This window comes from Vibrio sp. LaRot3 (assembly GCF_027587025.1).
Classification (GTDB): Bacteria; Pseudomonadota; Gammaproteobacteria; order Enterobacterales; family Vibrionaceae; genus Vibrio.
Map to the genome: position 1 here is coordinate 1 of NZ_JAPPTI010000003.1, position 25,851 is coordinate 25,851.

25 protein-coding genes and 9 tRNA genes are annotated in these 25,851 nt (G+C 45.1%); 11 read left to right on the forward strand and 23 right to left on the reverse strand.

Annotated elements, in window-relative coordinates; all coding sequences use genetic code 11:
- The first annotated feature begins 323 nt into the window (after positions 1 to 323).
- Complete coding sequence (locus OH461_RS08915; protein ID WP_270020296.1) at positions 324 to 1,016, forward strand: DedA family protein; 693 nt, start codon at positions 324 to 326, stop codon at positions 1,014 to 1,016.
- A gap of 94 nt (positions 1,017 to 1,110) precedes the next feature.
- Here OH461_RS08915 and OH461_RS08920 read toward each other — a convergent pair whose 3' ends face one another.
- On the reverse strand, positions 1,111 to 2,394 hold the full coding sequence (locus OH461_RS08920) for a cation:proton antiporter (protein WP_270020297.1): 1,284 nt from the start codon (positions 2,392 to 2,394) through the stop codon (positions 1,111 to 1,113).
- A 173-nt stretch (positions 2,395 to 2,567) separates the two neighbouring features.
- On the opposite strand from OH461_RS08920, the gene metH reads away from it, so the two are divergent.
- A complete protein-coding gene (gene metH / locus OH461_RS08925) occupies positions 2,568 to 6,245 on the forward strand; it encodes a methionine synthase (protein WP_270020298.1) in 3,678 nt (1,225 codons plus the stop codon).
- Between the two features lie 72 nt (positions 6,246 to 6,317).
- Here the strand turns inward: metH and mgtE are convergent, their stop codons facing one another.
- The 12 genes from mgtE to OH461_RS08985 all read right to left on the reverse strand — a co-directional run bounded on the left by mgtE (position 6,318) and on the right by OH461_RS08985 (position 15,586).
- A complete protein-coding gene (mgtE, locus tag OH461_RS08930) occupies positions 6,318 to 7,673 on the reverse strand; it encodes a magnesium transporter (protein WP_270020299.1) in 1,356 nt (451 codons plus the stop codon).
- Between the two features lie 212 nt (positions 7,674 to 7,885).
- A complete protein-coding gene (locus OH461_RS08935; RefSeq protein WP_270020300.1) occupies positions 7,886 to 8,164 on the reverse strand; it encodes an HPr family phosphocarrier protein in 279 nt (92 codons plus the stop codon).
- A 3-nt stretch (positions 8,165 to 8,167) separates the two neighbouring features.
- Positions 8,168 to 9,031 carry an RNase adapter RapZ gene (rapZ, locus tag OH461_RS08940; protein WP_270020301.1) on the reverse strand — a complete coding sequence of 288 codons (864 nt, stop codon included), beginning with the start codon at positions 9,029 to 9,031 and terminating at the stop codon, positions 8,168 to 8,170.
- 7 nt (positions 9,032 to 9,038) lie between these two features.
- On the reverse strand, positions 9,039 to 9,485 hold the full coding sequence (ptsN, locus tag OH461_RS08945; RefSeq protein ID WP_260261569.1) for a PTS IIA-like nitrogen regulatory protein PtsN: 447 nt from the start codon (positions 9,483 to 9,485) through the stop codon (positions 9,039 to 9,041).
- A 2-nt stretch (positions 9,486 to 9,487) separates the two neighbouring features.
- The gene (gene hpf / locus OH461_RS08950; protein WP_270020302.1) at positions 9,488 to 9,775 is read right to left on the reverse strand and encodes a ribosome hibernation promoting factor; all 288 of its coding nucleotides are present in this window, start codon (positions 9,773 to 9,775) and stop codon (positions 9,488 to 9,490) included.
- Positions 9,776 to 9,799: 24 nt separating this feature from the next.
- Positions 9,800 to 11,260, reverse strand: coding sequence for an RNA polymerase factor sigma-54 (locus OH461_RS08955; RefSeq protein WP_270020303.1), 1,461 nt, complete (start codon positions 11,258 to 11,260; stop codon positions 9,800 to 9,802).
- Positions 11,261 to 11,303: 43 nt separating this feature from the next.
- Positions 11,304 to 12,029 carry an LPS export ABC transporter ATP-binding protein gene (gene lptB / locus OH461_RS08960; protein ID WP_270020304.1) on the reverse strand — a complete coding sequence of 242 codons (726 nt, stop codon included), beginning with the start codon at positions 12,027 to 12,029 and terminating at the stop codon, positions 11,304 to 11,306.
- A gap of 2 nt (positions 12,030 to 12,031) precedes the next feature.
- Entirely contained in the window at positions 12,032 to 12,529 is a 498-nt protein-coding gene (gene lptA, locus OH461_RS08965; RefSeq protein WP_270020305.1) for a lipopolysaccharide transport periplasmic protein LptA, read from the reverse strand.
- Positions 12,510 to 13,073: an LPS export ABC transporter periplasmic protein LptC gene (lptC, locus tag OH461_RS08970; protein ID WP_270020306.1), complete on the reverse strand. Its 564-nt coding sequence runs from the start codon at positions 13,071 to 13,073 to the stop codon at positions 12,510 to 12,512. Before lptC ends, lptA begins: the two co-directional genes overlap by 20 nt.
- Positions 13,070 to 13,627, reverse strand: a complete 558-nt coding sequence (gene kdsC, locus OH461_RS08975) for a 3-deoxy-manno-octulosonate-8-phosphatase KdsC (RefSeq protein WP_270020307.1) — start codon at positions 13,625 to 13,627, stop codon at positions 13,070 to 13,072. The genes lptC and kdsC overlap by 4 nt, the downstream gene beginning before the upstream one ends.
- Positions 13,627 to 14,592, reverse strand: a complete 966-nt coding sequence (locus OH461_RS08980; RefSeq protein WP_270020308.1) for a KpsF/GutQ family sugar-phosphate isomerase — start codon at positions 14,590 to 14,592, stop codon at positions 13,627 to 13,629. Before OH461_RS08980 ends, kdsC begins: the two co-directional genes overlap by 1 nt.
- 22 nt (positions 14,593 to 14,614) lie before the next feature.
- Positions 14,615 to 15,586, reverse strand: a complete 972-nt coding sequence (locus OH461_RS08985; RefSeq protein WP_270020309.1) for a calcium/sodium antiporter — start codon at positions 15,584 to 15,586, stop codon at positions 14,615 to 14,617.
- Positions 15,587 to 15,820: 234 nt separating this feature from the next.
- Here OH461_RS08985 and mlaF point away from each other — a divergent pair, with 234 nt between their 5' ends.
- The 9 genes from mlaF (at position 15,821) to OH461_RS09030 (ending at position 22,389) form a co-directional block, all read left to right on the forward strand.
- The gene (gene mlaF, locus OH461_RS08990) at positions 15,821 to 16,615 is read left to right on the forward strand and encodes a phospholipid ABC transporter ATP-binding protein MlaF (protein WP_270020310.1); all 795 of its coding nucleotides are present in this window, start codon (positions 15,821 to 15,823) and stop codon (positions 16,613 to 16,615) included.
- Positions 16,615 to 17,397 carry a lipid asymmetry maintenance ABC transporter permease subunit MlaE gene (gene mlaE, locus OH461_RS08995; RefSeq protein ID WP_270020311.1) on the forward strand — a complete coding sequence of 261 codons (783 nt, stop codon included), beginning with the start codon at positions 16,615 to 16,617 and terminating at the stop codon, positions 17,395 to 17,397. Before mlaF ends, mlaE begins: the two co-directional genes overlap by 1 nt.
- A 2-nt stretch (positions 17,398 to 17,399) precedes the next feature.
- Positions 17,400 to 17,888 carry an outer membrane lipid asymmetry maintenance protein MlaD gene (gene mlaD, locus OH461_RS09000; RefSeq protein WP_270020312.1) on the forward strand — a complete coding sequence of 163 codons (489 nt, stop codon included), beginning with the start codon at positions 17,400 to 17,402 and terminating at the stop codon, positions 17,886 to 17,888.
- Positions 17,889 to 17,890: 2 nt separating this feature from the next.
- Positions 17,891 to 18,526: a phospholipid-binding protein MlaC gene (gene mlaC, locus OH461_RS09005; protein ID WP_270020313.1), complete on the forward strand. Its 636-nt coding sequence runs from the start codon at positions 17,891 to 17,893 to the stop codon at positions 18,524 to 18,526.
- Positions 18,527 to 18,528: 2 nt separating this feature from the next.
- Positions 18,529 to 18,837: an STAS domain-containing protein gene (locus OH461_RS09010; RefSeq protein ID WP_443088455.1), complete on the forward strand. Its 309-nt coding sequence runs from the start codon at positions 18,529 to 18,531 to the stop codon at positions 18,835 to 18,837.
- A gap of 13 nt (positions 18,838 to 18,850) precedes the next feature.
- Complete coding sequence (gene ibaG, locus OH461_RS09015; protein ID WP_270020315.1) at positions 18,851 to 19,105, forward strand: BolA family iron metabolism protein IbaG; 255 nt, start codon at positions 18,851 to 18,853, stop codon at positions 19,103 to 19,105.
- A 9-nt stretch (positions 19,106 to 19,114) separates the two neighbouring features.
- Positions 19,115 to 20,380, forward strand: coding sequence for a UDP-N-acetylglucosamine 1-carboxyvinyltransferase (gene murA, locus OH461_RS09020; RefSeq protein ID WP_270020316.1), 1,266 nt, complete (start codon positions 19,115 to 19,117; stop codon positions 20,378 to 20,380).
- A gap of 107 nt (positions 20,381 to 20,487) precedes the next feature.
- Positions 20,488 to 21,216: a 1-acylglycerol-3-phosphate O-acyltransferase gene (locus tag OH461_RS09025; protein ID WP_270020317.1), complete on the forward strand. Its 729-nt coding sequence runs from the start codon at positions 20,488 to 20,490 to the stop codon at positions 21,214 to 21,216.
- 132 nt (positions 21,217 to 21,348) lie between these two features.
- A complete protein-coding gene (locus OH461_RS09030) occupies positions 21,349 to 22,389 on the forward strand; it encodes a serine hydrolase domain-containing protein (RefSeq protein ID WP_270020318.1) in 1,041 nt (346 codons plus the stop codon).
- Between the two features lie 59 nt (positions 22,390 to 22,448).
- On the opposite strand, the gene OH461_RS09035 is transcribed toward OH461_RS09030, so the two are convergent.
- From OH461_RS09035 to OH461_RS09080, 10 genes are all read right to left on the reverse strand, one after another.
- A tRNA-Asn gene (locus OH461_RS09035) sits at positions 22,449 to 22,524 on the reverse strand.
- A gap of 5 nt (positions 22,525 to 22,529) precedes the next feature.
- A tRNA-Thr gene (locus tag OH461_RS09040) sits at positions 22,530 to 22,605 on the reverse strand.
- Between the two features lie 39 nt (positions 22,606 to 22,644).
- A tRNA-Asn gene (locus OH461_RS09045) sits at positions 22,645 to 22,720 on the reverse strand.
- Between the two features lie 40 nt (positions 22,721 to 22,760).
- Positions 22,761 to 22,836 (reverse strand) — tRNA-Thr (locus OH461_RS09050).
- 54 nt (positions 22,837 to 22,890) lie between these two features.
- Positions 22,891 to 22,966 (reverse strand) — tRNA-Phe (locus tag OH461_RS09055).
- A 221-nt stretch (positions 22,967 to 23,187) separates the two neighbouring features.
- On the reverse strand, positions 23,188 to 24,813 hold the full coding sequence (locus OH461_RS09060) for a methyl-accepting chemotaxis protein (protein WP_270020319.1): 1,626 nt from the start codon (positions 24,811 to 24,813) through the stop codon (positions 23,188 to 23,190).
- A 607-nt stretch (positions 24,814 to 25,420) separates the two neighbouring features.
- A tRNA-Asn gene (locus OH461_RS09065) sits at positions 25,421 to 25,496 on the reverse strand.
- A gap of 38 nt (positions 25,497 to 25,534) precedes the next feature.
- Positions 25,535 to 25,610 (reverse strand) — tRNA-Phe (locus tag OH461_RS09070).
- 7 nt (positions 25,611 to 25,617) lie between these two features.
- Positions 25,618 to 25,693, reverse strand: a tRNA-Thr gene (locus OH461_RS09075).
- 55 nt (positions 25,694 to 25,748) lie between these two features.
- Positions 25,749 to 25,824, reverse strand: a tRNA-Phe gene (locus OH461_RS09080).
- Positions 25,825 to 25,851 lie beyond the last annotated feature (27 nt).

Consider the following 25,851-nt stretch of genomic DNA (forward strand, 5'->3'; position numbering starts at 1 on the left):
TAAAACCCAGTCTTCGGACTGGGTTTTGTCGTTTACACGTATCAAATATCTCTTTCAGGAACGAGCCGGTTGCCCGCAGCCTCGGACTAGGTATCCCCACCGTCAGTCATTTATCTCAAGACAAAGCCCTAGACTACGCGTCCCGGCAGAAATGCTAGGGCTTTTTCGTATCTGTAAGATCCTAATTATTCATCTTATTTTCTGCCTCTTATTCTTTAATCCTAACGATAGATCTTGCTAGTTGAACCAAACCCATACTAGGGATAAAACCCTATCAGTATAAAAATATTCCGAGTCCTTTAGGGATTGGTTTGGGGTTAGCAATGTTAGAGTCTATCTACTCTGTTCTTATCGCGCTTTGGCAACAAGACTTCACCGCTTTGATGTCACCCGGTAGCGCTGTTCTTGTTTATTGCGTAGTCGGTGGTTTGATTTTCTTAGAGAGTGGCTTTATTCCTGCTGCCCCTTTCCCGTGCGATAGTGTGGTTGTTTTATCGGGTACGCTTGCAGCGGTTGGTGTACTTGATCCGTTTCTTTTATTGGCGATCATCATTAGCTGTGCAGCATTAGGTAGCTGGGCTGCTTATGGGCAAGGTCATTGGTTGAATCGATTACCAGTTGTTCAGCGTTGGGTTAGCGCAGTCCCAAGTAATCGAATGCAGCAGGTTGACGTGTTACTTGGCAAACATGGTCTGGTTGCTCTGTTCTGCGCACGCTTTGTTCCTGTGGTTCGTTCGCTATTACCCCTCATGATGGGTATGAGAGCGAACAAGGTAGCGAAGTTTCATTATTTCTCATGGTTTAGCGCCATTCTATGGACCTTATTACTATGCTCGTTGGGGATGCTATTACCTCAGCTTCCTGAGCACTTAAGTCGTATCGTGACGATGGGATTAATGGCTGCCCCGGTCATTACTCTAGCTACTGCTATTATTGGTATCGCATCGGTTAAGCTGCGCAAAGCGTACAAGCAGCAAAATAAACTTAAAGCGATTCCAGAGAGAACTAAAAGCTAACGAGTTTAAAGACTATCGTAGGCCGAAAGCTGAGATGATAGAGACTAAAAAGGCAGCCAATTGGCTGCCTTCGTTTTATGTGAATTATATGGGTTTAAAGCTGTAGCGGTTTTTCTGCTTGCTTGGCTTTTTCGATCATAGGCGTAATGGTCGAACCTTGGATTAGAATCGAGAAAACCACGACGGAATAGGTCATGACCAAGATGATCTCTTTCACGTCGATAAGCTTATCCGGAATAACCCAAATTCCGGCAGGAATAGATAGTGCCATCGCTAACGCTAATCCGCCGCGTAGTCCGCCCCAAGTGAGGATTCGAACTGACCAAGGGTTGTAACTGCGATAACGCTTAAAGCCGACGTAGGAAAGCGCGACGCTAAGGTAACGTGCCGCCAGAACGATAGGCACCGCAAACGCCATTAAGATAAAGTCTTCTTGGTGGAATTCGAACAATAGCATCGACATACCAATTAACAAGAACAGCACACCATTGAGAAACTCATCGATCAGTTCCCAGAAATGGTCGAGGTGATCTTCACTCTCTTTTGAAAAGCCAATAAAGCGTGTCCAGTTACCAATCATAATACCCGACACGACCATGGCTAATGGGCCAGATACATGGATGATTTCTGCAAATGCATAACCGGCGGTTGGAATGCCAATGGTCAGTAATAGCTCCATTGAGTGGTCATCGGTCGCACTAATCAAATAGTGGAAGAGCAGGCCAAGCGCAAAGCCGTAAGCGATGCCACCAATCGCTTCTTGAACGAACAGCATGGAGACGCTACCTACTGTCGGCGCTTCAGTGCCAAAGGCGATAGTATATAGAGTGACGAAGATAACTAGGCCAAAGCCATCGTTAAAGAGTGACTCCCCTTCGATTTGGGTTGAGATTCGACGTGGAGCATCGAGCTTTTTCACAATCGCGAGAACCGCAATTGGGTCGGTTGGTGAAATAAGCGCACCAAACAGCAGGCAGTAAACCAAATCAAATTGGATACCAATCACCTGGCAGAATCCGTAGAGGACGAAGCCAATGAAGAAGGTTGAAAAAAGTGTCGCCCCTAGCGCCAGAACTGTAATTTCCCATTTCTGGTCTTTTAGGTTTGGTAGTTTGATCCCAAGCCCGCCAGCAAAGAGTAGGAAGCCAAGGATACCTTTGAGTAAGAAATCTTCGAAGTTGATGCTGGCGACAGTTTCTGTCGCAATCTCCGTTAATTGAAACCAGTCGTTTTGGCCTGCAATTAAGATCAGGAGTGATAACATCATTGAGCCACCAGTGATGGCAATTGTGGTCTGCATTTTACCTATTTTGCTGTTTACAAAGGCAATTAGCATGGCTGCTGCAGAAAGGAAGCAAAGCGTGTAATAGACCGACATGAGAAAACTCTTATGTAACAAATTGTGAATAAGAATTTTGTGCCTAGAGTGGATAAATAGCAAACATTATTTTGTTGGTATCATGTCAGAGATTTAGTTGTTTTAGACGTCTAGACACCTTTTTATTCTGTGATAGGATGGAGAGATAATTAAAGGAATAATGAGGCTGTATTGTGGGAAGCAAGTTAAGACAACAGATAGAATCTCAGCTAGCACAACGTATTATGCTGATCGATGGTGGTATGGGCACCATGATTCAGGACTACAAGCTAGAAGAGAATGACTACCGTGGTGAGCGTTTCGCTGACTGGCATTGCGATTTAAAAGGTAATAACGATCTGTTGGTGCTAACTCAGCCAAAGATGATTAAAGATATCCATTTAGCTTATTTAGAAGCAGGTGCGGATATCCTAGAAACCAACACCTTTAACGCGACTACTATCGCAATGGCTGACTATGACATGGAAAGCCTGAGTGAAGAAATTAACTTTGAAGCGGCAAAGTTAGCGCGTCAAGCTGCCGATGAATGGACAGCAAAAACACCAGACCGACCACGTTATGTCGCAGGTGTATTAGGCCCAACTAACCGCACATGTTCTATCTCGCCAGATGTAAACGATCCTGGCTATCGAAATGTCAGCTTCGATGAACTTGTTGAAGCTTATTCTGAATCGACCCGTGCCCTAATTAAGGGGGGCTCTGATCTTATTCTTATCGAAACCATCTTTGATACTTTGAATGCAAAAGCGTGTGCGTTTGCTGTAGAGACCGTATTTGAAGAGCTTGATAATTACTTACCGGTGATGATCTCCGGTACCATCACCGATGCGTCAGGACGAACGCTTTCTGGTCAAACAACCGAAGCTTTCTATAACTCACTACGTCACGTAAATCCTATTTCATTTGGTTTGAACTGTGCGTTGGGCCCAGATGAATTACGCCCTTATGTGGAAGAGCTTTCCCGTATTTCAGAAAGCTATGTTTCTACTCACCCAAACGCAGGCTTGCCGAATGCCTTTGGTGAGTATGACCTCTCGCCTGAAGACATGGCGGAACATGTTAAAGAGTGGGCGCAAAGTGGATTCTTAAACCTGATTGGTGGCTGTTGTGGTACTACGCCAGAGCATATCCGCCACATGGCAATGGCCGTTGAAGGTATTACGCCTCGCGTGTTGCCTGAGCTAACCGTAGCATGTCGCCTGTCTGGCCTTGAGCCATTGACCATCGAAAAAGAGACTTTATTCCTAAACGTTGGTGAACGAACTAACGTAACGGGCTCGGCTCGTTTTAAGCGTCTTATCAAAGAAGAACTTTACGAAGAAGCGCTAGATGTTGCTCGCCAGCAAGTTGAGAATGGCGCGCAGATCATCGATATCAACATGGATGAAGGCATGATTGATGCGGAAGCGTGTATGGTGCGTTTTCTGAATCTTTGTGCCTCAGAGCCTGAGATATCTAAAGTGCCGATCATGGTCGACTCTTCTAAGTGGGAAGTCATTGAAGCTGGTCTGAAGTGTATTCAGGGCAAAGGCATCGTGAACTCAATCTCTTTGAAAGAAGGCAAAGAGAAGTTTGTTGAGCAAGCGAAGCTGATTCGTCGCTATGGCGCCGCAGTTATCGTGATGGCCTTTGATGAAGTGGGCCAAGCGGAAACGCGAGAGCGTAAGCTAGAAATCTGTACTAATGCCTACAACATCCTAGTGGATGAGATTGGCTTCCCACCAGAAGACATTATTTTTGACCCGAACATCTTTGCCGTAGCGACAGGTATTGAAGAGCACAATAACTACGCGGTGGACTTCATTGAAGCGGTAGCTGATATCAAGCGTGACTTACCTCATGCGATGATCTCGGGTGGTGTATCGAACGTTTCTTTCTCTTTCCGTGGTAATAACTATGTTCGTGAAGCGATTCACGCGGTATTCCTTTACCACTGTTTCAAGAACGGTATGGATATGGGTATCGTTAATGCTGGTCAGCTAGAGGTATACGATAACGTACCGGAAAAGCTGCGTGAGGCGGTTGAGGATGTAGTACTTAACCGACGTGATGATGGTACCGAGCGATTGCTGGATATTGCCGCTGAATACGCCGGTAAAGGCGTTGGTAAAGAAGAAGATGCTTCTGCACAAGAATGGCGCACTTGGTCAGTAGAGAAACGCTTAGAGCATGCTCTAGTTAAAGGCATTACTGAATTTATCGTTGAAGATACAGAAGAGGCTCGAGTTAATGCTTCTAAGCCATTAGAGGTGATTGAAGGCCCTCTTATGGACGGCATGAACGTCGTAGGTGATTTATTTGGTGAAGGTAAGATGTTCTTACCTCAGGTGGTGAAGTCGGCTCGTGTTATGAAGCAGGCGGTTGCCCACCTTGAACCGTATATCAATGCCTCAAAACAAGCGGGCAGTTCAAACGGCAAAATTTTACTCGCAACCGTTAAAGGTGACGTGCATGACATCGGTAAGAACATTGTGGGTGTTGTATTGCAATGTAATAACTACGAGATCATCGATTTAGGTGTCATGGTGCCTTGTGAACAGATACTGAAAGTCGCTAAAGAAGAGAACGTCGATATTATCGGCCTGTCAGGTTTGATTACCCCTTCTTTGGATGAAATGGTTCATGTCGCGAAAGAGATGGAGCGTCTGGACTTTGAACTGCCATTATTGATTGGTGGTGCTACCACTTCCAAAGCTCATACTGCGGTTAAGATTGAACAAAACTACAAACACCCAGTGGTGTATGTGAACAATGCTTCTCGCGCAGTTGGTGTATGTACTTCATTACTGTCTGATGAACTGCGTCCTGCTTTTGTTGAAAAGCTTGATGCGGATTATGTACGCGTGCGCGATCAGCATAACCGTAAGAAGCCGCGCACTAAGCCAGTGACTCTGGAACAAGCGCGTGCAAACAAGGTGGCGATTGATTGGCAAAACTACACGCCACCAGTGCCAGCAAAGCCGGGTGTCCATGTATTTGATGATTTTGATGTAGCAACGCTACGTAATTATATCGATTGGACGCCGTTCTTCATGACTTGGTCGCTGGTAGGGAAATACCCAGCTATTTTGCAGCATGAAGAAGTGGGTGAAGAAGCTCAGCGTTTATTCAAAGATGCGAATGATTTGTTAGATCGAGTTGAGAACGAAGGCTTGCTGAAAGCGCGCGGTATGTGTGCGTTGTTCCCTGCCGCTTCTGTGGGGGATGATATTGAAGTTTATACCGATGAATCTCGCACGACAGTCGCTAAGGTGCTGCACAACTTGCGTCAGCAAACTGAGAAACCAAAAGGCTTTAACTACTGCTTGTCTGATTACATTGCTCCAAAAGAATCCGGTAAGAAGGATTGGATTGGCGCATTTGCTGTAACCGGTGGTATTGGTGAACGCGAACTGGCTGACGAGTATAAGGCTAACGGCGATGACTATAATGCAATTATGATTCAGGCGGTGGCCGATCGTCTTGCAGAAGCGTTCGCTGAATATTTACATGAGAAAGTACGTAAAGAAATTTGGGGTTATTCTGCGGATGAGAATTTATCTAACGATGATTTAATTCGTGAGAAGTACCAAGGCATTCGTCCTGCTCCGGGCTATCCTGCATGTCCTGAACATACCGAGAAAGGCCCGCTATGGGAGCTTCTTCAAGTAGAAGAAACCATTGAGATGTCTTTGACGACGAGTTACGCCATGTGGCCGGGGGCATCGGTTTCTGGCTGGTATTTCTCGCATCCTGACTCTCGTTACTTTGCTATCGCACAGATCCAGCAAGATCAGGCTGAGAGCTATGCTGACAGAAAAGGCTGGGACATGCTTGAAGCAGAGAAATGGCTTGGACCGAATATGAATTAATCGGTCGGTTTATCAATACTAAAAAGCGCTGTCATGACAGCGCTTTTTGTTTGTTGGTAGGTCTGAAAAAGACTAAATTAGAATGGTAGCCAAACCTAAGAAGACTGACAGACCAATAACATCGGTCACTGTCGTTAGGGCCATTCCGCCAGCTAAGGCAGGGTCAATGTTCATCTTCTTGAGTAGAATTGGAATCGTTACCCCAGCAACACCGGCGACTAACAGGTTGGTGAGCATGGCTGCTGAGATAATGCCGCCTAGCATCCAATTGCCTTTCCAAGCCACAACGATACCGCCAATAATCAATGCCCACATAATGCCATTGAGAAAGCCGATTGCGGCTTCTTTCATTAACAGTTCACGTTTGTTTGAATCACCGATGTGACCGAGAGCTAAGCCACGAATAACCAGTGCAACGGTTTGGTTACCGGCAACACCACCCATTGAAGGTACGATTGTCATAAGTACTGCAATCGCGGCCATTTGATCTAATGTCGCCTCAAACATATTGGACACTGATGCAGCAGCCAGAGCTGCCAGCACATTAGCACCGAGCCAAACACTACGTTTACGAGCTGATTTTACGACCGGTGCGAAGGTATCTTCGTCATCATCCATACCCGCCATACTCATCATTGAGTGTTCGGCATCTTCACGGATAACGTCTACCACGTCATCGATGGTGATACGGCCAACAAGGTGCTGATTCTCATCAATGACCGGCGCAGAGACCCAATTACGACGTTCGAATAGACTTGCGACGTCAGAGTCACTCATTGCAACTTCAATCGCTTCGTCGGCATCTTCCATTACATCGGCAACTTTGACATCTGGCTGAGTGGTTAAAATGGTGGTTAAAGAGATCTCACCAATCAGTCGGTCTTCATCGTCGATGACATAAAGTGCATCGGTGTTTTCTGGCAGTTCACCCTTCATACGTAAGTAACGCAATACCACGTCCACATCTACGTCACCACGAATAGTGATAACGTCGGTGTTCATGATACTACCAGCGGTATCTTCTGGGTAAGATAGGGCGGTTTCTACGCGCAGACGGTCGGCGCTGTCCATTTGTGAAAGGACTTCACGGGAGACGTCGTCAGGTAAGCTACGTAGTACGTAAGCAACGTCATCGGTATCCATACCTTCGGTTGCTTCTGCGAGTTTCTCGGGCGCCATTTTGGCAACGAGATCGTCTTTTACATCCTCGTTTAGCTCATCGAGGATTTCACCATAATCTTCCGGGTCGGTAAGTTGCCACAGGACTTCACGGCTTTTACGCGGAGAGGCTTCTAGCAGGTGGGCGATATCTTCCGGTTCCATGTCTTGTAGCTGACGACGGACATGGACGAAACGACCATTTTCTAGAGCTTCTGTGATTTCTTGGAGGGCTTGGTGAGCTTGGTCGAATTCTATTTGCTCTGCCATTTATTCCCCCTAACTCTATCTGCTTACAATGCGTTGAATAGTAACTTAATTTTAGATCGAGTTTAATAAGTTAATGTGAAGGGAGGAAAAATAAATCGTGAGAGTGAGGGATCGTACCCATGCTGGTGGTGATATGTGCTGGAATAGTGGGTGAAGATACGGTTTTATTTCGCAGCTAGAGAATTGAACGTTCGATATATTTTCGCGAACTGCTATTCATCTTCATCAAATTTGTGTTCGATCAGTTGGCAAACGGCTTCTAGTGCTTGAGATGCATTGCTGCCTTCGGCTTGGATGGTGACATACTCTCCTTGAGCCGACTCCAGCATCAATAGACCCATGACGCTATCTGCGGTTGCGGTTTTCCCTTCATGATTTTCAATTGTCAGGATGGCATCGAAGGATTGGGCAAGTTCAACCAGTTTAACGGCAGCACGAGCATGTAGCCCTAAACGGTTTTGAATCAGGACGGTTTTGCTCTGTTGCTGCATCGATTAATCCTTTAGATTTTTCTCAAGTGAGGTGTGTCTGATTTGAACTTGATGACCAAGTTCAGCGAAATATTCGCCTAATTGCTGGGTTAAGTACACAGAGCGGTGTTTACCGCCAGTGCAGCCAATCGCAACGGTCAGATAACTACGATTATTCTTCTCTAATGATGGCAACCAACATTCAATGAATTTAAGCACTTGTTGCTTAAGTTCCATGACTTCTGGGTGGCTTTCCAAGAAAGACTTGATTGGTGCATCTAAGCCCGTCAATGGGCGCAAATCTGGCTCCCAGTGCGGATTAGGTAAGAAACGCACATCAAACACATAATCAGCATCACTTGGCAGTCCGTATTTAAAGCCAAAAGATTGGAATACCATCACTAAATCTTTACGCTCGCGGCCTTCAACACGACGGCGCACGGTTTCACTAAGCTCGTGTAGAGATTGGTTACTACTGTCGATGATTAAGTCAGCGTGTTCTTTTAGTGGAGAAAGAATGGTCTTTTCTTTCTCAATCGCTTGCTCTAATGAGGTGCTTTCTTCGGTGCGAGAAAGTGGGTGAATGCGTCGAGTTTCGCTGTAGCGTTTAAGTAACGTCTCTTTATTCGCATCAAGGAATAGCACGCTTACGTCAGTATCTTGCTTGAGTTTCTGCAAAACATCTTCAACCAGCGTTGGTTCTTCCGGAAGATTACGAATATCGATACTTACCGCTACGTTCTGTTTACTGCCTTGAACCGACTGAACAAACACGTTGAGCAGGTTGACTGGCAAGTTATCAACGCAGTAGTAGCCAAGATCTTCAAGCACACGCAGTGCGACACTTTTACCAGCGCCAGATTGGCCACTTACCACTATTAATCGCATGAGGTGATTACCTGTTGATCATGATGTCGTAAAGCTCTTGGTCTGACTCAGCTTTACGAAGTTGTTTGAGGATCTGTTTGTCGTTAAGACGTTCAGCCATACTTGAAAGAGTTTTGAGGTGTTCTTTGCATTGTGCATCTGGCACAAGTAACGCGAATAGAAGATCGACCGGTCGATTATCAATCGCATCGAATTCAATCGGGCTTTCGCATTGAAGTAATACCGCCACGGCTTGATCGCTTGAGTGCATACGAGCATGGGGAATGGCTATTCCATTTCCAATGCCAGTACTGCCCATCTTTTCACGGCTAAGCATACATTCAAACAGTTCAGTGGAGTTTTGCCCGGTTTGTTCTGCGACGATCTCGCTGATCATTTCTAGGGCGCGTTTTTTACTTGTACATTGGACTGCACTTTTGGTGCAGTCCAAAGATAGGATTTCGCTAAGTTGCATGGTTAATGACTGTGTAGTTTTTCTTTGTGCTTGTTCAGCTGTCTAACAAGTTTGTCGGTTAGAGAGTCGATAGCGGCATACATGCTTTCTTCATCTGCAGATGCATGAATTTCGCCTTGATTGATGTGAAGGGTAGCTTCAGCGATTTGACGGAGTTTTTCAACTTTTAATACCACTTGGACATTGTTGATATGGTCAAAGAACCGCTCAAGTTTTTGAAACTTTTCGTTTACGTAGTCTTGCATTGAATCGGTTAGATCAACGTGATGGCCTTGAATATTGATTTGCATAGACTTTCCTTCTCGGTTGTTGCCTTAAAGCAGGCGTTTGCGCTGACTTGAAGGGGCAATGCCTAGCGACTCTCGGTATTTGGCTATTGTTCGTCTAGCTACCTGAATCCCTTGGTCAGCGAGTAGAGCTGCAATCTTGCTGTCACTGAGTGGCTTCGCACTGTTTTCAGCAGCAACAAGCTTTTTAATTAAAGCGCGGATTGCAGTCGATGAACATTCTCCGCCATTATCGGTACTGACATGGCTGGAGAAGAAATACTTCAATTCAAATATACCGCGTGGAGTGTGCATGTACTTCTGCGTAGTAACACGAGAAATGGTTGATTCATGCATATCCACAGCCAACGCGACATCATTGAGTACCATAGGCTTCATTGCCTCTTCGCCATACTCAAAGAAATCTCGTTGATGTTCAACAATACACTTGGCAACTTTGAGCAGCGTCTCGTTTCTACTCTCTAGGCTCTTAATTAGCCATTTTGCCTCTTGCAAATTGGAGCGAATGTACTGGCTGTCGGCGCTATTGCCTTTACCAAGTGCGGCATATTGTTGATTGACTTTAAGTCTAGGGATGGAATCTGGGTTGATGGTTACCACCCACTTTCCATGATCTTTAAACACAGAAACGTCAGGAATCACGTACTCTGCGTGCTCTTCCGAGATACGGCTACCAGGGCGAGGATCAAGTTGTTGAATTAGTTTCAACACTTCTCGCAGGTCGGCTTCTTTTAGCTTGGTTTCTTTAATGATGAGCTTGTAATCGCGGTTACCAAGCTGATCGATATGATCCGTCAAGATCAACTTTGCTTCGTTAAGCCATGGGGTATCTTCAGGGAAGGTTGCAAGTTGTAGCAATAGACAATCTTGCAAGTTGTTTGATGCGACACCGAGCGGATCAAACTGTTGAACTCGTTTGCGAACCGCTTCGATTTCATCGAGTTCAATTTCTTCGTTATCAAAACTTTCTAAAATGTCTTGAGTGGAAACCGTCAGATAGCCGTAGTCGTCGATAGCATCAATCAGAGCCATCGCGATGGTACGGTCGGTTTCACTAAATGGAGTTAGGTCTAACTGCCAAATTAAATAATCTTGCAGCGATTGAGTGGTTTCACCTTGATAAATAGGCGCATCATCGTCAAGCGCGAGACCTGTGCTGCCACTGTTAGCGCTGTAGACATCATCCCATGTGGTATCAATTTCTAACTCAGAGCTAATTTCAGATTTTTCAATCAGCTCTGAACTGTCAGAAACCTCAGGTTCGCTGACTTCAACACTCGGCTCTTTTTCTTCGTTTACTGGTTTCTCTTCACTCACGGCGGCATCTTCATGGCCTTCTTCTACTTCGAGAAGAGGGTTCGAATCCAAGGCATCTTGGATTTCTTGTTGAAGATCTAACGTAGACAGCTGCAACAAACGAATCGCTTGTTGTAACTGAGGCGTCATCGCCAACTGCTGTCCTAGCTTGAGTTGTAATGAGGGTTTCATTCAGTAATACGTGCCTTTTTAAGTGCTACAGACTTTCTTTTAATCATAGACGGAATTGCTCACCGAGATAAACTTGTTTTACTTGCTCGTTGTTGAGCACGTCTTCCGGCGTTCCTTCTGCGATTAGGTGTCCTTGGCTAACAATGTATGCTTTCTCACACACATCCAGTGTTTCACGAACGTTGTGGTCGGTGATCAAAACACCGAGGCCGCGGTCTCTCAAGTGTTCAATAATTTTCTTAATATCGATAACTGAGATAGGGTCAACACCGGCAAATGGTTCATCCAATAAAATGAACTGCGGGTTTGCTGCCAATGCGCGTGCAATCTCTACACGACGACGTTCACCACCTGATAGTGCCATACCGGCACTTTCACGAATGTGCTGAATGTGGAATTCTTCCAACAAATCTTCTAGCTTGTCTTGGCGCTGTTCACGAGTCAGTTCTTCGCGAGTTTCGAGTACTGCCATGATGTTGTCTTGCACCGACAGTTTGCGGAAGATAGACGCTTCTTGTGGCAAATAGCCGATACCCATACGTGAACGACTGTGCATCGGTAAGATACTGATATCTTGACCATCAATGCTGATGGTACCTTCATCACGGGCGACTAAACCAACAATCATGTAGAAAGATGTGGTCTTACCCGCACCATTTGGGCCAAGTAAGCCTACAATTTGACCAGATTCGACTTGTAAGCTCACGTCAGAAACGACTTTGCGATTCTTATAGCTTTTCGCTAAATGTTCTGCTTTTAGGGTTGCCATAATTATTCTTGTACCGCTTGAGGTTGTAGCACCGTCGAGACGCGATCGCCTTTTTGTTGACCATCAGCAATTAGCTTTTGAGATGAAATTTTGTAGCGAATCTTAGGGCCACGGATCTCACTGTCATCTTGAGATAGCATTGCTTGATCGATCATGGTCAGTTGATCAGCACTCACTTCGTAGTAGAGCTCTTTTGCTTCGCCATAGAGTGTTTTACCGTCATCAGTCAACTGAGAGAAGGTGGCTAAGTCACCGTAGCCTTCAATCTTTTGGATTGCGCCATCTGCTTTGCTACGAGTAACAATCACTTTGTCAGCATTAATGGCAATACTGCCTTGCTTTAACTTTACATCACCAGCAAAGGTTACTTGGTTGCTTTGCATATCTAATTGCTGAGTATCAGAATAGATATGTACTGGTTGGTCTCTGTCGGTAGACAGTGCCATCGCCTGTGTTGATGCGAACAAACAAGCAATTAAACTAAGGTGTGAGAGTTTCATATCTGCCTTGTACATGTTTGTAGAGAATAGCGGTATTGTCAGCAAAATTGCCTTTCATTGCTTGGCCTACCGTCTCAAACTGAGGGCCGACTAAAGTTACTTGGTTGTCTGCCCAAAAATCTCGATTATCGAGTTGGATGCTCAATGTATCTGTAGATAAGGTATCAAAACCTGAGTCAGGTAATAAGTTTTTACCTAAGACATTGTGATGCAGTGTAAGAACATGGTCACTATTTAGTACCCCTTTCTCTGCGGTAATTTCCCATTCTTGAATTGAACCTTGTTTGTACACTTTCAGTACGGGTTTATCAAAATGGGTATCACCACTTTTAGCGTAGTTTTCGAGATGAGTTGAAGTGATCACATAGCTACGCACACCGGCTTCACTGTATGAGGTGTTTTTTAAGTCGCGACCCGTAAACATGGGTAGTTCAGTATCTGGCTCAACTTGAATATCGTACGTATCACCGCCGTTGGTCAGGTAATAGGCTGACGCAGCGATGATAAGCAACAATATTAGCTGACCAATACGCGCTAAACTCATATGCTTAAACCTTTGTGCACATCTAGTTCGTTTCGAGCTTGAAGAATCAAATCACATACTTCACGCACTGCGCCGTGTCCGCCACGAATATTGGTTACGTAATTTGCACGTTTAACTAATAGCGGGTGGCCATCAGCAACACACACTTTAAGTGCTACTTTTTCCATTACAGGCCAGTCAATCAGATCATCGCCGATATAGCCAGTATGCTCGGCGGCAATGTCTAGCTTGTCACAGATATCTTGGTATGCTTTTACCTTGTCATCTTGGCCTTGATAGATCAGTGAAATACCAAGCGCTTTCATGCGGTTTTCGACGATTTTTGATTGGCGGCCAGTGATGATGGCAATTTCAATACCCGCATTCATCAATGATTTAACGCCATAGCCATCACGAGTATGGAAGGTTTTTAGTTCTTCACCATCGTTGCCCATGTAAACAAGACCGTCGGAAAACACCCCATCAACATCGCATATTAGTAATTTGATCTGCTTCGCGATGGCGAGGATTTCAGGCTCAACTTCACCATAAAGCGTTTCGATTTTCGCTGACATTACATTACTCCTGCTTTCAGTAGGTCATGCATGTTAAGTGCACCCACTACTTTATTATCTTGGCAAAGCAGTAATCCATTAATGCTTTTCTCTTGCATTAGGTTTACCCCTTCCGCTGCCAACATATTAGGGTCAGCAACAGTTGGGTTTTTCGTCATGACATCACCAATAAGCGCGGTATGAATATCAATACGCTTATCAAGAATACGGCGTAAATCACCATCGGTGAAAATACCTTGTAGCTGGTGGTTTTCATCTACTACGGCTGTCATGCCTAAGCCTTTTTGGCTGATTTCAAGCAAAGCTTCACGAATAAGGGTATCTGAAGACACTAAAGGTAACGCATCACCAGTGTGCATGATATCAGACAGCTTAAGCAGCAGTTTTCTTCCCAAAGCGCCGCCTGGATGAGACAACGCGAAATCTTCTGCGGTAAAGCCGCGCGCTTGCATCAATGCCATTGCTAGAGCATCACCCATCACTAATGTGGCGGTTGTGCTAGAAGTTGGCGCAAGCTGAATTGGGCAAGCTTCCTTTGGTACGGTGATTTGCAGGTGCAAATCCGCTAACTTCGCCATATTCGATGACGGTTTACCTGTCATACTAATGATAGTGATTTTCAGGCGTTTAAGGACAGGGAATAGCGCTAGAATCTCATCAGACTCACCGGAGTTTGAAATCGCGAGCACGATGTCGCCGGGCTCAATCATACCAAGGTCGCCGTGCGCAGCTTCTCCTGGGTGAACAAAGAATGCAGAGGTACCAGTGCTGGCTAGAGTCGCGGCAATTTTATTGCCGATGTGCCCAGATTTACCCATACCCATTACAACGACTTTGCCATTCTCGTTGGCCAGAATAAGTTCGCAAGCACGAATAAAATCATCATTGAAGTATTGTTCTAGCTGTTGAATGGCTTGAACTTCAGTATTTAAAACTTCTAATGCGGCAGCGCGGTAATCAAACATGGATAACTCCTGCAAAAACAGATTAAGCGGTCATATTGACGATTAGGTAGCCTTGGTAGGCAATAAATAGGGTGAATAAGATGCCACCCTCAATGCGATTAATGCTTCTAGACTTGCCGAGAGCCATTACGACTAATAGTAATGAAATCGCCAGCATTACCCAGAAATCACGTCCCATTGCGTACTCACTTAGGAAAGATGGGTTCAGAATGCCAGGGATGCCCATGACAGCAAGAATATTAAATACGTTAGAGCCGATGATATTACCTACGGCCATGTCATCTTCGCCTTTCATTACACCGGCAAGTGATGCGGCGAGTTCAGGTAGGCTTGTGCCAACCGCAATAATGGTTAGGCCAATAACAAGATCACTCATGCCGAAGTACTTGGCGATTTCTACTGCGCTATCAACCAATGCATCAGCGGCGATAGGCAAAACAATTAAACCGATAACGACCCACATTGCAGCTTTGAGGTTGCTTACGCCTTCTGGCACTTCTGACTCTTGCTCTTCTAATAGCGCATCGTTTTTGTCTTTGGCTTTTTCTTTGCGCGAGATGTACAACATGGTAAGAATGAAGACTGCAAAAAGTACAAACAGCAAAATACCTTCATAGAAACCAAGGTGACCATCCCATAAGATAGCACCTGCAATCAAAGTCACACCAATCATTAGTGGCAGTTCACGGCGCAGTACATCTGAGCTAATCGACAGCGGTTTGATAAGCGCGGTAATACCCAAAATAAGGGCGATGTTAGCGATGTTTGAGCCCAGTACGTTACCGACAGCGGTGTCGGTTTTACCGTCTAGTGCTGCAGTTGCGGATACCATCATTTCTGGAGCAGAAGAGCCCATCGCGAGGATAGTCATACCGATAACTAATGGGGAAATACCAACATTGCGAGCTAAGGCCGCAGCACCAAACACCAGCTTGTCGGCGCTCCAAACAAGAAAAACAAGACCTATAACTAGAAACGCAACCGCCTCAAACATGATATTTCCTAATTGATGTATAAAGAGAACAAATTAACCGCCAATTTTGACGCGTTGAGGTTTAAAAGGGAAGCTGAACATTCAATTATTTGTCGGTCATTTTGTATTTAAAAGTGTTAATTATTAAATATGACGTTCCATAAATGCGGCATGGATAATCGAACAGTGCTTTTAATTCTACGCTAATGTGCTTATGATTGCCCACTGTAAAAGGATTCTTATTAAGAGAAATGCATGTCATTGAATGATTTGGTCACGGTCAACAATCTGACTTTCTCACGTGGTGAGCGTAAGATTTTTGATAATGTAAGTTTGCACGTACCCAAGGGCAAAGTAACGGCCATCATGGGGCCTTCAGGTATTGGTAAAACAACCTTACTGCGCCTGATTGGTGGTCAAATCTTGCCTGAGCAAGGGGAAGTGATCTTTGACGGTGATAACATTCCTTCTCTTAGCCGTAGCAAGCTCTACCAAGTACGCAAAAAAATGAGCATGCTGTTTCAATCTGGCGCGCTTTTTACTGATCTCTCGGTTTTCGATAATGTCGCCTTTCCCCTTCGTGAACATACTCAATTAGATGAATCACTGATCCGCACTTTAGTTCTGCTAAAACTCGAAGCGGTTGGTTTACGTGGGGCAGCTCAGTTAATGCCTAGTGAATTGTCTGGCGGCATGGCAAGACGAGCTGCACTCGCTCGTGCTATCGCGCTTGACCCAGAACTTATCATGTTTGATGAACCTTTTGTTGGCCAAGACCCTATTACTATGGGGGTTCTGGTTGAGTTGATTCGTAATCTTAATCAGGCGCTTAGCGTAACCTCTGTAGTGGTTTCTCACGATGTCCCAGAGGTGATGAGTATTGCTGATTGGGTCTACATCTTGGCCAATGGCAAAGTAATTGCCAGTGGCACTCCGGATGAGCTACGAGCCAATCCAGACCCACAAGTTCAACAGTTTTTATTGGGTGATGCGGATGGCCCAGTCCCATTTCGTTACCCTGCCTGTCCAATCAGTGAGGATCTGTTCTGATGATATTGGATTTTGTGGCTAGCACTGGCCGCCGCGCGATGGCGATCTGTGAATCATTTGGCCGCGCGAGTTTAATGTTGTTTGGCGCGTTAGCCGCGAGGCCGCGACCAATCAAAAATGCCCCTTTATTGATTAAGCAGCTCTACAGTGTTGGCGTGCAGTCATTGCTGATTATTGTTTTGTCTGGTCTATTTATCGGCATGGTACTTAGCCTACAGGGTTACGTCATACTGATTGATTTTGGCGCAGAAGGCGCATTAGGTCAGATGGTCGCGCTGTCATTATTACGTGAGCTTGGCCCTGTTGTTACTGCTTTGCTGTTTGCTGGTCGAGCTGGTTCAGCTCTGACTGCTGAAATTGGCTTAATGAAAGCCACTGAACAACTTTCTAGCATGGAAATGATGGCAGTAGACCCACTTAAGCGCGTGATTGCGCCACGCTTTTGGGCTGGTGTTATCTCAATGCCATTACTGGCGATGATTTTTATGGCTGTCGGTATTTGGGGTGGGCAGCTAGTGGGTGTCGATTGGAAAGGCATTGATCATGGTAGTTTTTGGTCTGCAATGCAGGCATCGGTAGAGCTTGGTCAAGATATTGGCAATAGCTTTATTAAAAGTTTGGTGTTCGCAATTTCAGTGACATGGATTGCACTCTTTAATGGATACGATGCTATTCCGACTTCGGAAGGCATTAGCCGTGCGACAACTCGCACGGTTGTACACTCTTCATTGGCAGTACTTGGACTAGACTTCGTACTGACCGCATTGATGTTCGGGAACTAATCATGCAACAAACACGTAAGACAGAACTTTGGGTGGGCAGCTTTGTACTCGCTGGTATTTGCGCCGTCTTGATTATGATTTTTCAAGTCGCTGACGTAAAAGGCATTGGATCAAACGATACTTATACGTTGAGCGCTGAGTTTGACAACATTGGTAGTTTGAAAGTGCGCTCGCCAGTTAAAGTGGGTGGCGTTGTGGTGGGCCGTGTTACCAGCATTAGCCTCAACCCTGAGTCACTATTACCAGTAGTTAAAATGGCGATCAGTGGTCAGTACACTCAGTTCTCGGAGACCTCAAGTGTGCAAATACTTACTTCAGGTCTTATTGGTGAACAATACATAGGTTTAACGCCAGGGTTTGTATTTGAAGATGAGCAAATGCTGGTGGATGGAGATTATGTCGAAGACACTAAATCTGCATTGGTGTTGGAAGATTTAATCGGGCAAGTTTTATATAGCGTAGGTGGCTCTGGTTCAGAGAGCGGAGAATAACAATGCTTAAAAAGTTAGTACTTACTTTTGCTGCACTGCTTTTACCTTTAGTGAGCAATGCAGCTGAAATTGATAAGTCACAGCCTTATCAAATGATGACTCAAGTGGCCGAAGTCGCTTTTGAGCGCCTTAAGGCCGAACAAGGCTTAGTGAAGCAAGACCCAAATCATCTAAAAGTGATTGTTGAGCAAGAGCTGATGCCGTATGTCAATTATAAATACGCAGCGCTTAAGTTGCTTGGTCCTAACCTTAAAGGGGCAAAGAAAGCGGATGTGGCCGAGTTTATTACGGCTTTCCGTGCGTATTTAGTGACGTCATACGCGCAAGTATTGACTCAATACACCGATCAACAGATTCAATTTGGCCCTGAACCAAAGCTTGACCCGAAGAAGACGATTACTGGTATTAAAGTCGAAATCATTGACTCTCCGCGTCCAAATATCTTAATCGAGTTCAAGCTGCGTAAAGACAAGAACACTGGCGAGTGGAAAGCGTTTGATATGATTGCTGAGGGTATTAGCTTACTTTCAAGTAAACAGTCAGAGTGGAGCACCAAGCTGCGCCAAGAAGGCATCGTCTCTGTAGCAAAAGAGCTTGAGGGCTTAGCGGCGCAACCGATTCGATTTGAGAGTAAATAATGATTACTCATCAGCAGTGGCAAGCTCACAGTAGCAACCAAATGCAATTAAGTGGCGAGCTGGATCGAGAGTCAGTGCCTAGCTTATGGGCGGCGTTAAAACAGTGGCAGCCATCGCAAAGCCAATTAGAAATCAGTCTTGAGCATGTTTCTCGTGTAGATTCTGCTGGAATGGTGATGCTGATTCACCTATTAGAGCATGCAAAAAAACAAAACTGTCATATAATGCTCAGCTTCGTGCCGCAGCAGCTAGAGACCTTACTCCAGTTAAGTAACGTGAATGCGTATGTTGCCGAGCATATAAAGAATTAGTTAGAGGTAAATTGTGGATAGCGCAAAAGTACAACAGATTTTAAACGACGCACTAAACCTAGAAGAGATACACGTAAAAGGTGAGGGTAGCCACTACGAAGTGATCGCTGTTGATGCTTGTTTCGATGGAATGAGCCGCGTTAAGAAACAACAACTTATCTATGCACCATTAATGGAGTATATCCAAAGAAATGACATCCACGCTGTTTCAATCAAGGCGTTTACGCCAGAAGATTGGGCTCGCGATAAAAAGTTGATGTCACTGTAAGGTTTTAAAATGGAAAAATTTCGAGTAACAGGTTCCAAGCAGCCGTTGGTTGGTGAGGTTACCATTTCTGGTGCGAAGAATGCCGCACTGCCTATTTTATTCGCCTCTATTTTGGCGGAAGACGCAGTAGAAGTAGCCAATGTGCCACATCTGCGTGATATCGATACAACCATCGAACTGCTTAAGCGTTTGGGCGCGAAAGTAGAGCGTAATGGCTCGGTACATGTTGACCCAAGCAGCATTAACGAGTTTTGTGCACCTTATGATCTTGTAAAGACAATGCGTGCATCTATCTGGGCTCTTGGCCCGCTAGTGGCTCGTTTCGGTGAAGGTCAGGTTTCTCTACCTGGTGGCTGTGCTATCGGAGCCCGACCAGTAGATTTGCACATTCACGGTCTTGAGCAGCTTGGTGCAACGATTACCCTTGAAGATGGCTATGTAAAAGCGAAAGTTGATGGTCGTCTGAAAGGCGCTCACATCGTCATGGATAAAGTCAGTGTTGGCGCAACCATTACCGTTATGTGTGCCGCAACATTAGCTGAAGGTAAAACGGTTCTAGACAATGCGGCTCGTGAGCCTGAAATTGTTGATACTGCAGACTTCTTAAATGCATTGGGTGCGAAAGTATCTGGTGCAGGTACAGATACCATCACTATTGAAGGTGTTGAACGTCTTGGTGGTGGTAAGCACTCGGTTGTCGCTGACCGTATCGAAACGGGTACATTCCTAGTCGCTGCTGCGGTTTCTGGCGGTAAAGTAGTATGTCGCAACACTAGTGCGCATTTGCTTGAAGCGGTACTTGCGAAGCTAGAAGAAGCGGGCGCAAAAGTAGAATCAGGTGAAGATTGGATTTCAGTTGACATGACTGACCGTGAGCTAAAAGCGGTAACAGTACGCACAGCGCCACACCCGGGTTTCCCTACAGACATGCAAGCACAATTCACGCTGCTTAACTTAATGGCAAAAGGTGGTGGTGTTATTACAGAGACTATCTTTGAAAACCGCTTCATGCATGTGCCTGAGCTTATGCGTATGGGTGCGAAAGCAGAGATCGAAGGTAACACAGTGATCTGTGGTGATGTTGACTCTCTGAGTGGCGCGCAAGTGATGGCAACAGACCTACGAGCTTCAGCAAGTTTGGTTATTGCTGGTTGTATTGCCGAAGGTGAAACCATTGTTGACCGTATCTACCATATCGACCGTGGTTACGACAAAATTGAAGATAAGCTAACGGCACTTGGAGCGAAAATTGAACGTTTTCGCGACGATAGCTAATTTAAGCTAACATATGTAAGCCGAAACTGAGGTTTCGGCTTTTTTATGGCTTAAAGATAAGTTAGATTATGAGCCATTACTCCACCTATTGTTCTTGGAGAACATGAATGATTGCACTGCTACGTGTTTTTGCAGTCGCTATTTTCGCGATTGTTATGTTTGTTTTTGGATGCGGCTACTGTTTATTAAGCCCGCGTAATCCAAAGCACGTATTCACCTTTGGTCGCTTGTTCGGCAAGATGTCTCGTGTATTCGGCATCAAGCTTGAGCTGCGTTTACCAGAAGATGCTTACCAGCGTGGTCAGCATGTTTATATCGCCAACCACCAAAACAACTGGGACATGTTTACGGTTTCTTCAGCAGTTACGCCTAAAGTCGTGACAGTCGGCAAGAAGAGTCTTGCTTGGATGCCGTTGTTTGGTCAGCTTTATTGGCTAACAGGTAACATCCTGATTGATCGTGCTAACCGCAGCAAAGCAGTAGGCACTATCGATCAAGTCGTTAATAATATGAAAAACAGTGATGTATCGGTGTGGATGTTCCCTGAAGGAACGCGTTCTCGTGGTCGAGGCTTACTGCCATTCAAGACTGGTGCTTTTCATGCGGCAATTGGTGCAGAAGTGAATGTGGTTCCAATTGTATGTAGTTCAACCGATGGCATTAAGCTAAATCGTTGGAACAACGGTCATGTGATTGTCGAAATGCTACCGCCAGTGAGCACTGAGGGCTTTAAGAAAGAGAACGTTCGTCAGTTAGCGCAACAGTGCCGCGAGCAAATGGAAGCGAAACTGAATGAACTGAATGAAGAAGTGAAGCAGTTGAACCAAGCGAGTTAATCGCTTCTGAAACAAATAGTGAATAAAGCGTGCGCTCGGTCGCACGCTTTTTTTATGCCTGTAGAAACACGCTGTATCCCCTTACGAAATTTGATTTATTGGTTTTATAAAATTTTGGAGGGAGCAAGCTGCATGAGGCTTATCGGTATTCTGGCACTATTGTTAGTCGGCTGTGGGCAGCCAGACATAGATGTCGTTGTTGGTGGAGAGAGTTTTGCGCCGATTGTTGAGAGAGTGGAGAGCGGTAAAGCCAATAACATTCACTCGCTGATTGTTTGGCAGCAGGGCGAAAAGGTATTTGAGCTGCATAGACAAGGCGGAGGCATGATCGGGACTCGAACAGCGCCGAGCATCCCTGTCGGGGCGAATGAACGGCATAATCAACATTCCATCACCAAATCATTTGTTGCCACGCTGATCTTTATCGCTATTGACGAAGGCAAGTTAGAGAGCCTCGATGTGCCTATTTTTAGTTTGTTCCCGGAGTATCAAGCCGATGATAGAGATCAGAAACTGCAAATAACCATTCGTGACGTCATGAACATGTCGACAGGGTATGCATTAGATGAGCTTGCGACCTCTTATGCGTCAGGCTCTGGTAACCCATTTATGTATCACTACTACGCAAAAGATTTAACCGCTCAGTTCCTTGAAGCCAAGCTCGCCTTTAAACCTGGAACTCGATTTGCCTACAGTGGTTTATCGACGGTTGGGCTCTCTAAAGTGATTGAGCAGCTTTATCAACAGCCGTTTACTAAAGTCATGCAGCGTAAGATCTTTGAGCCGTTAGGTATCGAGAATTATCAATGGGAAACGAATCAGGGTAGTGGGGAAGCTGGAGCAGATTGGGGCTTAAGGTTAACACCAGAGGATATGGGTAAGTTTGGCGAGCTGTGGCTGAATAAAGGGGAATTCCGAGGAAGGAGGTTGCTTAGTGAGCAATGGTTTAGGCAATTACAACAGAGTAAGTTCTACAGTTATACCTTTGGCTATGGTTTGCATTTTTGGCAAGTACCGTTAGTCGATGGCGCTGTATCAGCCGTTGGGATAGGTGAGCAATACATCATGATGCTGCCATCTAAAAAAGCGGTCATAGTGGCTACAGGGGGCAATTACGACATGCCTCAGAGCCCAACCTATACCACGATAGTTGAGTTAACCAAGTTATTGTAATTTGATTGAATGTTAGAAACGAAAAAAGCCAAATCTTTCGATTTGGCTTTTTCTTAATATGGCTCCCCCTGCGGGACTCGAACCTGCGACATACGGATTAACAGTCCGCCGTTCTACCAACTGAACTAAGGGGGAAAAGATGGTGCCGACTACCGGAATCGAACTGGTGACCTACTGATTACAAGTCAGTTGCTCTACCTACTGAGCTAAGTCGGCGCCGTTTTAATTAACCAGTTTAGACTAGCTAATTGAAAGTGGCTCCCCCTGCGGGACTCGAACCTGCGACATACGGATTAACAGTCCGCCGTTCTACCAACTGAACTAAGGGGGAATTATCTTTTCTTGTATAAAGACCGTTCTTAAAGAAAGAATGGTGCCGACTACCGGAATCGAACTGGTGACCTACTGATTACAAGTCAGTTGCTCTACCTACTGAGCTAAGTCGGCGTTCTTTATACTATTACTCGTGATGTCTTAACAGCACCAGCAATTAATAAATTGTGGTGCCCGGAGGCGGAATCGAACCACCGACACGAGGATTTTCAATCCTCTGCTCTACCGACTGAGCTATCCGGGCGACGAGGTGTATTAAACGGTTTTTCGCTTTTGAGGTCAACATTAAATTGCAAAAAAAATATCGTTTGTTGCTTTTCTATACTTAATGGGCTGTTTTTGCTCATTAAGGCGTATTGGAGCGTGAATAATAGGCAAGGAGAGGTAGGTAAATGATAGGGTTTATCAGTAAAGAAAATAAAAAAAGCACGCTTTAAAGCGTGCTTTTGTTGTTTAAGGATTAAATTATTGTCTAACCGTAAACTTGCTTACCCAGTTTTCGAGTTCATTCGCTAGCTGAGCAAGACTTTGAGTACTGTTATGACTTTCTGTAACAACACTGCTTAGCTGCGTGCCGCTCTCTTCAATCATGTTGATACGCTTAGAAATATCATCACCCACTTGGGTTTGCTCTGCTGCTGCAGTCGCAATTTGATGACTCATTTCTGTAATAGATTCTAAAGCCACTACGATTTGTTGAAGCGCTTCAGAGGCATTTTGCGATTCTTCCACCGTGCTTTGACTCGTTTCCGCACAGATTTCCATGGTTTGAATGGCGTTACGTGAGCCTTCTTGCAGGTTGGTGATCATCTGTTGAATTTCTTTGGTGCTTGATTGAGTTCGACCCGCTAGGTTACGAACCTCATCTGCTACCACTGCGAAACCACGACCTTGTTCACCTGCACGTGCTGCTTCAATTGCCGCGTTCAGTGCCAGAAGGTTAGTTTGCTCAGCAATATCACCGATAACATCAAGCACTTTAACGATGTTGTTTACGTCGTTATCGAGATCTGCCACCGCTTGGCTTGCTGTACCTAATTGACCCGCTAAACCTTGGATGTTGTCTACTGTGTTATGAATCAGCTGCTGAGTATGTTGGCTTTGCTTGTCAGCTTCTTCGGTATTACGCGCAGTATCGCTAGCTGAATCCGCTACGTTGTTCGCAGAAGAGGCCATTTCAGTCATCGCAGTTGCAATCATTTCAGTGGATTGTTGCTGCGTGCCTGTTAGGTGCGAGATGCTCGCAGCGCGCTCTTCCACATGAGAAAGTTCACTACGCAAAGCGACCATTGAACCATCTAAGTTTTTCACTAGCTGTGCAAGCGACAGACTCATGTTCTGTACGGCTTCGTAAATGCTACCTTTAGGAGCTTTGTGTTCGAATGATGCTTGAATATCGCCATTAGCCACTGCTTGCACTGCTTTGCGAACAGCTTGAGGCTCACCGCCAAGTAGGGCTAGCATCTTGCGAATAGAGATAATTAGAGATGCAAGAATGGCTGCTGCAATAACTAGACATAGAGCAAGCTGCCACTGAGCGGTTGACCAAAAGCGAGCATTTACTTCATCGAAGCCGATACCCGTGCCTACGACCCAACCCCAATGCGGTGTTTTTTGCGCGATAGATAGTTTTTGGTCGATAGAGCCATCAGGGTATGCTGAGCTCCAACGGTATTCTGCAATGCCACTTGGTGTTTTTGAAATTGCGTTAAGTAAGATTTCGCCAACGCTATTGCCATTACCGTCTTTAAAGTCATGGAAGCTGGTGCCATGCAGTTGAGGATCAAGTGGAGCCGCAACGAAAATCATATTTTCATCGGCAACATAAACATACTCGCCTTGCTTGTAAATGTTGCTGCGCATCAAGCGAGTTGCCAACGCTTTTGCTTCGTCTTCTTCGAGCGTGCCTTCTACTGCCATCTTTTCAACTTCAGTCAGAATGCTGTATGCACTTTTGAAGAGTTCAGTTACACGAGCTTTGTTATCAAGGTCGCTGGCTACGCGAAGTGTCCATAGGCCTGTTGCTGTCAGAGCTAAAAGGGCTACCAAAATGATGGCTGACAGAATATAGGCTTGAGTTTTTAATTTCATATACCCTCACGATTTTGCTTACTAGGTAAGGACTCATATTGGCAGAAGCATCCACTTCATCTGCTTGAGTCACTTTCTCTGAGTTATTTATTACACAATTATTACGTTAGGACTGAATTCGGCATAGTCGCATTCAGTCAAAGTATGACCTGGATTAAATTTTTGCTGCGAAATAATTGGCGAAAACGATTTCTTATCATTTGCTGCTCTAGGGTTAATTTCAAATATGAGAACTGCGTATAGAATAAAGCGCCGCTATTGCTTGGGTTTTTGTGCTAATTGCGAATTATCTTCTATGAAACTGAATCGTTGTTTTTATTAGTAGATAAGTAACAATGTAAGTGAGTTGGTGGGGTGGTTATTGGATGGGTATCACATAACTAAGGTTTGCGTGACTAAACTTTGTTCATGTTGGTTTTTGGAGAGAAATAAGCGCAATTTGCTTTGTTTGAGGTAATTAGCGGGCAAGGAGATTAGAGGGCTCAAATCTTTACAGCAATAAGCAATGTAGCGGGGATGCTTGGTTGGAAGTGTATATTTGGAAGTTGATAGTTATGACTGCAGATACGAAAAAGGCCAAATCTTTCGATTTGGCCTTTCTCTAATATGGCTCCCCCTGCGGGACTCGAACCTGCGACATACGGATTAACAGTCCGCCGTTCTACCAACTGAACTAAGGGGGAATTATTTGTGTCATCTCATTGAGATAAGCACCAAATAATGGTGCCTCGAGGCGGAATCGAACCACCGACACGAGGATTTTCAATCCTCTGCTCTACCGACTGAGCTATCGAGGCAAAAGAATGGTGCCGACTACCGGAATCGAACTGGTGACCTACTGATTACAAGTCAGTTGCTCTACCTACTGAGCTAAGTCGGCACACTATATTCTTTGTGCAAATTGCTGATGTTAAGCACCAACAATTATCAAATTGTGGTGCCCGGAGGCGGAATCGAACCACCGACACGAGGATTTTCAATCCTCTGCTCTACCGACTGAGCTATCCGGGCGACGGAGCGCTATTAAACGGATTTTCC

Coding starts and splice junctions, on each gene's coding strand:
- OH461_RS08915 (WP_270020296.1), top strand. CDS start 324: ATGTTAGAGTCTATCTACTCTGTTCTTATCGCGCTTTGGCAACAAGAC.
- OH461_RS08920 (WP_270020297.1), bottom strand. CDS start 2,394: ATGTCGGTCTATTACACGCTTTGCTTCCTTTCTGCAGCAGCCATGCTA.
- mgtE (WP_270020299.1), bottom strand. CDS start 7,673: ATGGCAGAGCAAATAGAATTCGACCAAGCTCACCAAGCCCTCCAAGAA.
- OH461_RS08935 (WP_270020300.1), bottom strand. CDS start 8,164: ATGCAGCAACAGAGCAAAACCGTCCTGATTCAAAACCGTTTAGGGCTA.
- rapZ (WP_270020301.1), bottom strand. CDS start 9,031: ATGCGATTAATAGTGGTAAGTGGCCAATCTGGCGCTGGTAAAAGTGTC.
- ptsN (WP_260261569.1), bottom strand. CDS start 9,485: ATGCAACTTAGCGAAATCCTATCTTTGGACTGCACCAAAAGTGCAGTC.
- hpf (WP_270020302.1), bottom strand. CDS start 9,775: ATGCAAATCAATATTCAAGGCCATCACGTTGATCTAACCGATTCAATG.
- OH461_RS08955 (WP_270020303.1), bottom strand. CDS start 11,260: ATGAAACCCTCATTACAACTCAAGCTAGGACAGCAGTTGGCGATGACG.
- lptB (WP_270020304.1), bottom strand. CDS start 12,029: ATGGCAACCCTAAAAGCAGAACATTTAGCGAAAAGCTATAAGAATCGC.
- lptA (WP_270020305.1), bottom strand. CDS start 12,529: ATGAAACTCTCACACCTTAGTTTAATTGCTTGTTTGTTCGCATCAACA.
- lptC (WP_270020306.1), bottom strand. CDS start 13,073: ATGAGTTTAGCGCGTATTGGTCAGCTAATATTGTTGCTTATCATCGCT.
- kdsC (WP_270020307.1), bottom strand. CDS start 13,627: ATGTCAGCGAAAATCGAAACGCTTTATGGTGAAGTTGAGCCTGAAATC.
- OH461_RS08980 (WP_270020308.1), bottom strand. CDS start 14,592: ATGTTTGATTACCGCGCTGCCGCATTAGAAGTTTTAAATACTGAAGTT.
- OH461_RS08985 (WP_270020309.1), bottom strand. CDS start 15,586: ATGTTTGAGGCGGTTGCGTTTCTAGTTATAGGTCTTGTTTTTCTTGTT.
- mlaF (WP_270020310.1), top strand. CDS start 15,821: ATGTCATTGAATGATTTGGTCACGGTCAACAATCTGACTTTCTCACGT.
- mlaE (WP_270020311.1), top strand. CDS start 16,615: ATGATATTGGATTTTGTGGCTAGCACTGGCCGCCGCGCGATGGCGATC.
- mlaD (WP_270020312.1), top strand. CDS start 17,400: ATGCAACAAACACGTAAGACAGAACTTTGGGTGGGCAGCTTTGTACTC.
- mlaC (WP_270020313.1), top strand. CDS start 17,891: ATGCTTAAAAAGTTAGTACTTACTTTTGCTGCACTGCTTTTACCTTTA.
- murA (WP_270020316.1), top strand. CDS start 19,115: ATGGAAAAATTTCGAGTAACAGGTTCCAAGCAGCCGTTGGTTGGTGAG.
- OH461_RS09025 (WP_270020317.1), top strand. CDS start 20,488: ATGATTGCACTGCTACGTGTTTTTGCAGTCGCTATTTTCGCGATTGTT.
- OH461_RS09030 (WP_270020318.1), top strand. CDS start 21,349: ATGAGGCTTATCGGTATTCTGGCACTATTGTTAGTCGGCTGTGGGCAG.
- OH461_RS09060 (WP_270020319.1), bottom strand. CDS start 24,813: ATGAAATTAAAAACTCAAGCCTATATTCTGTCAGCCATCATTTTGGTA.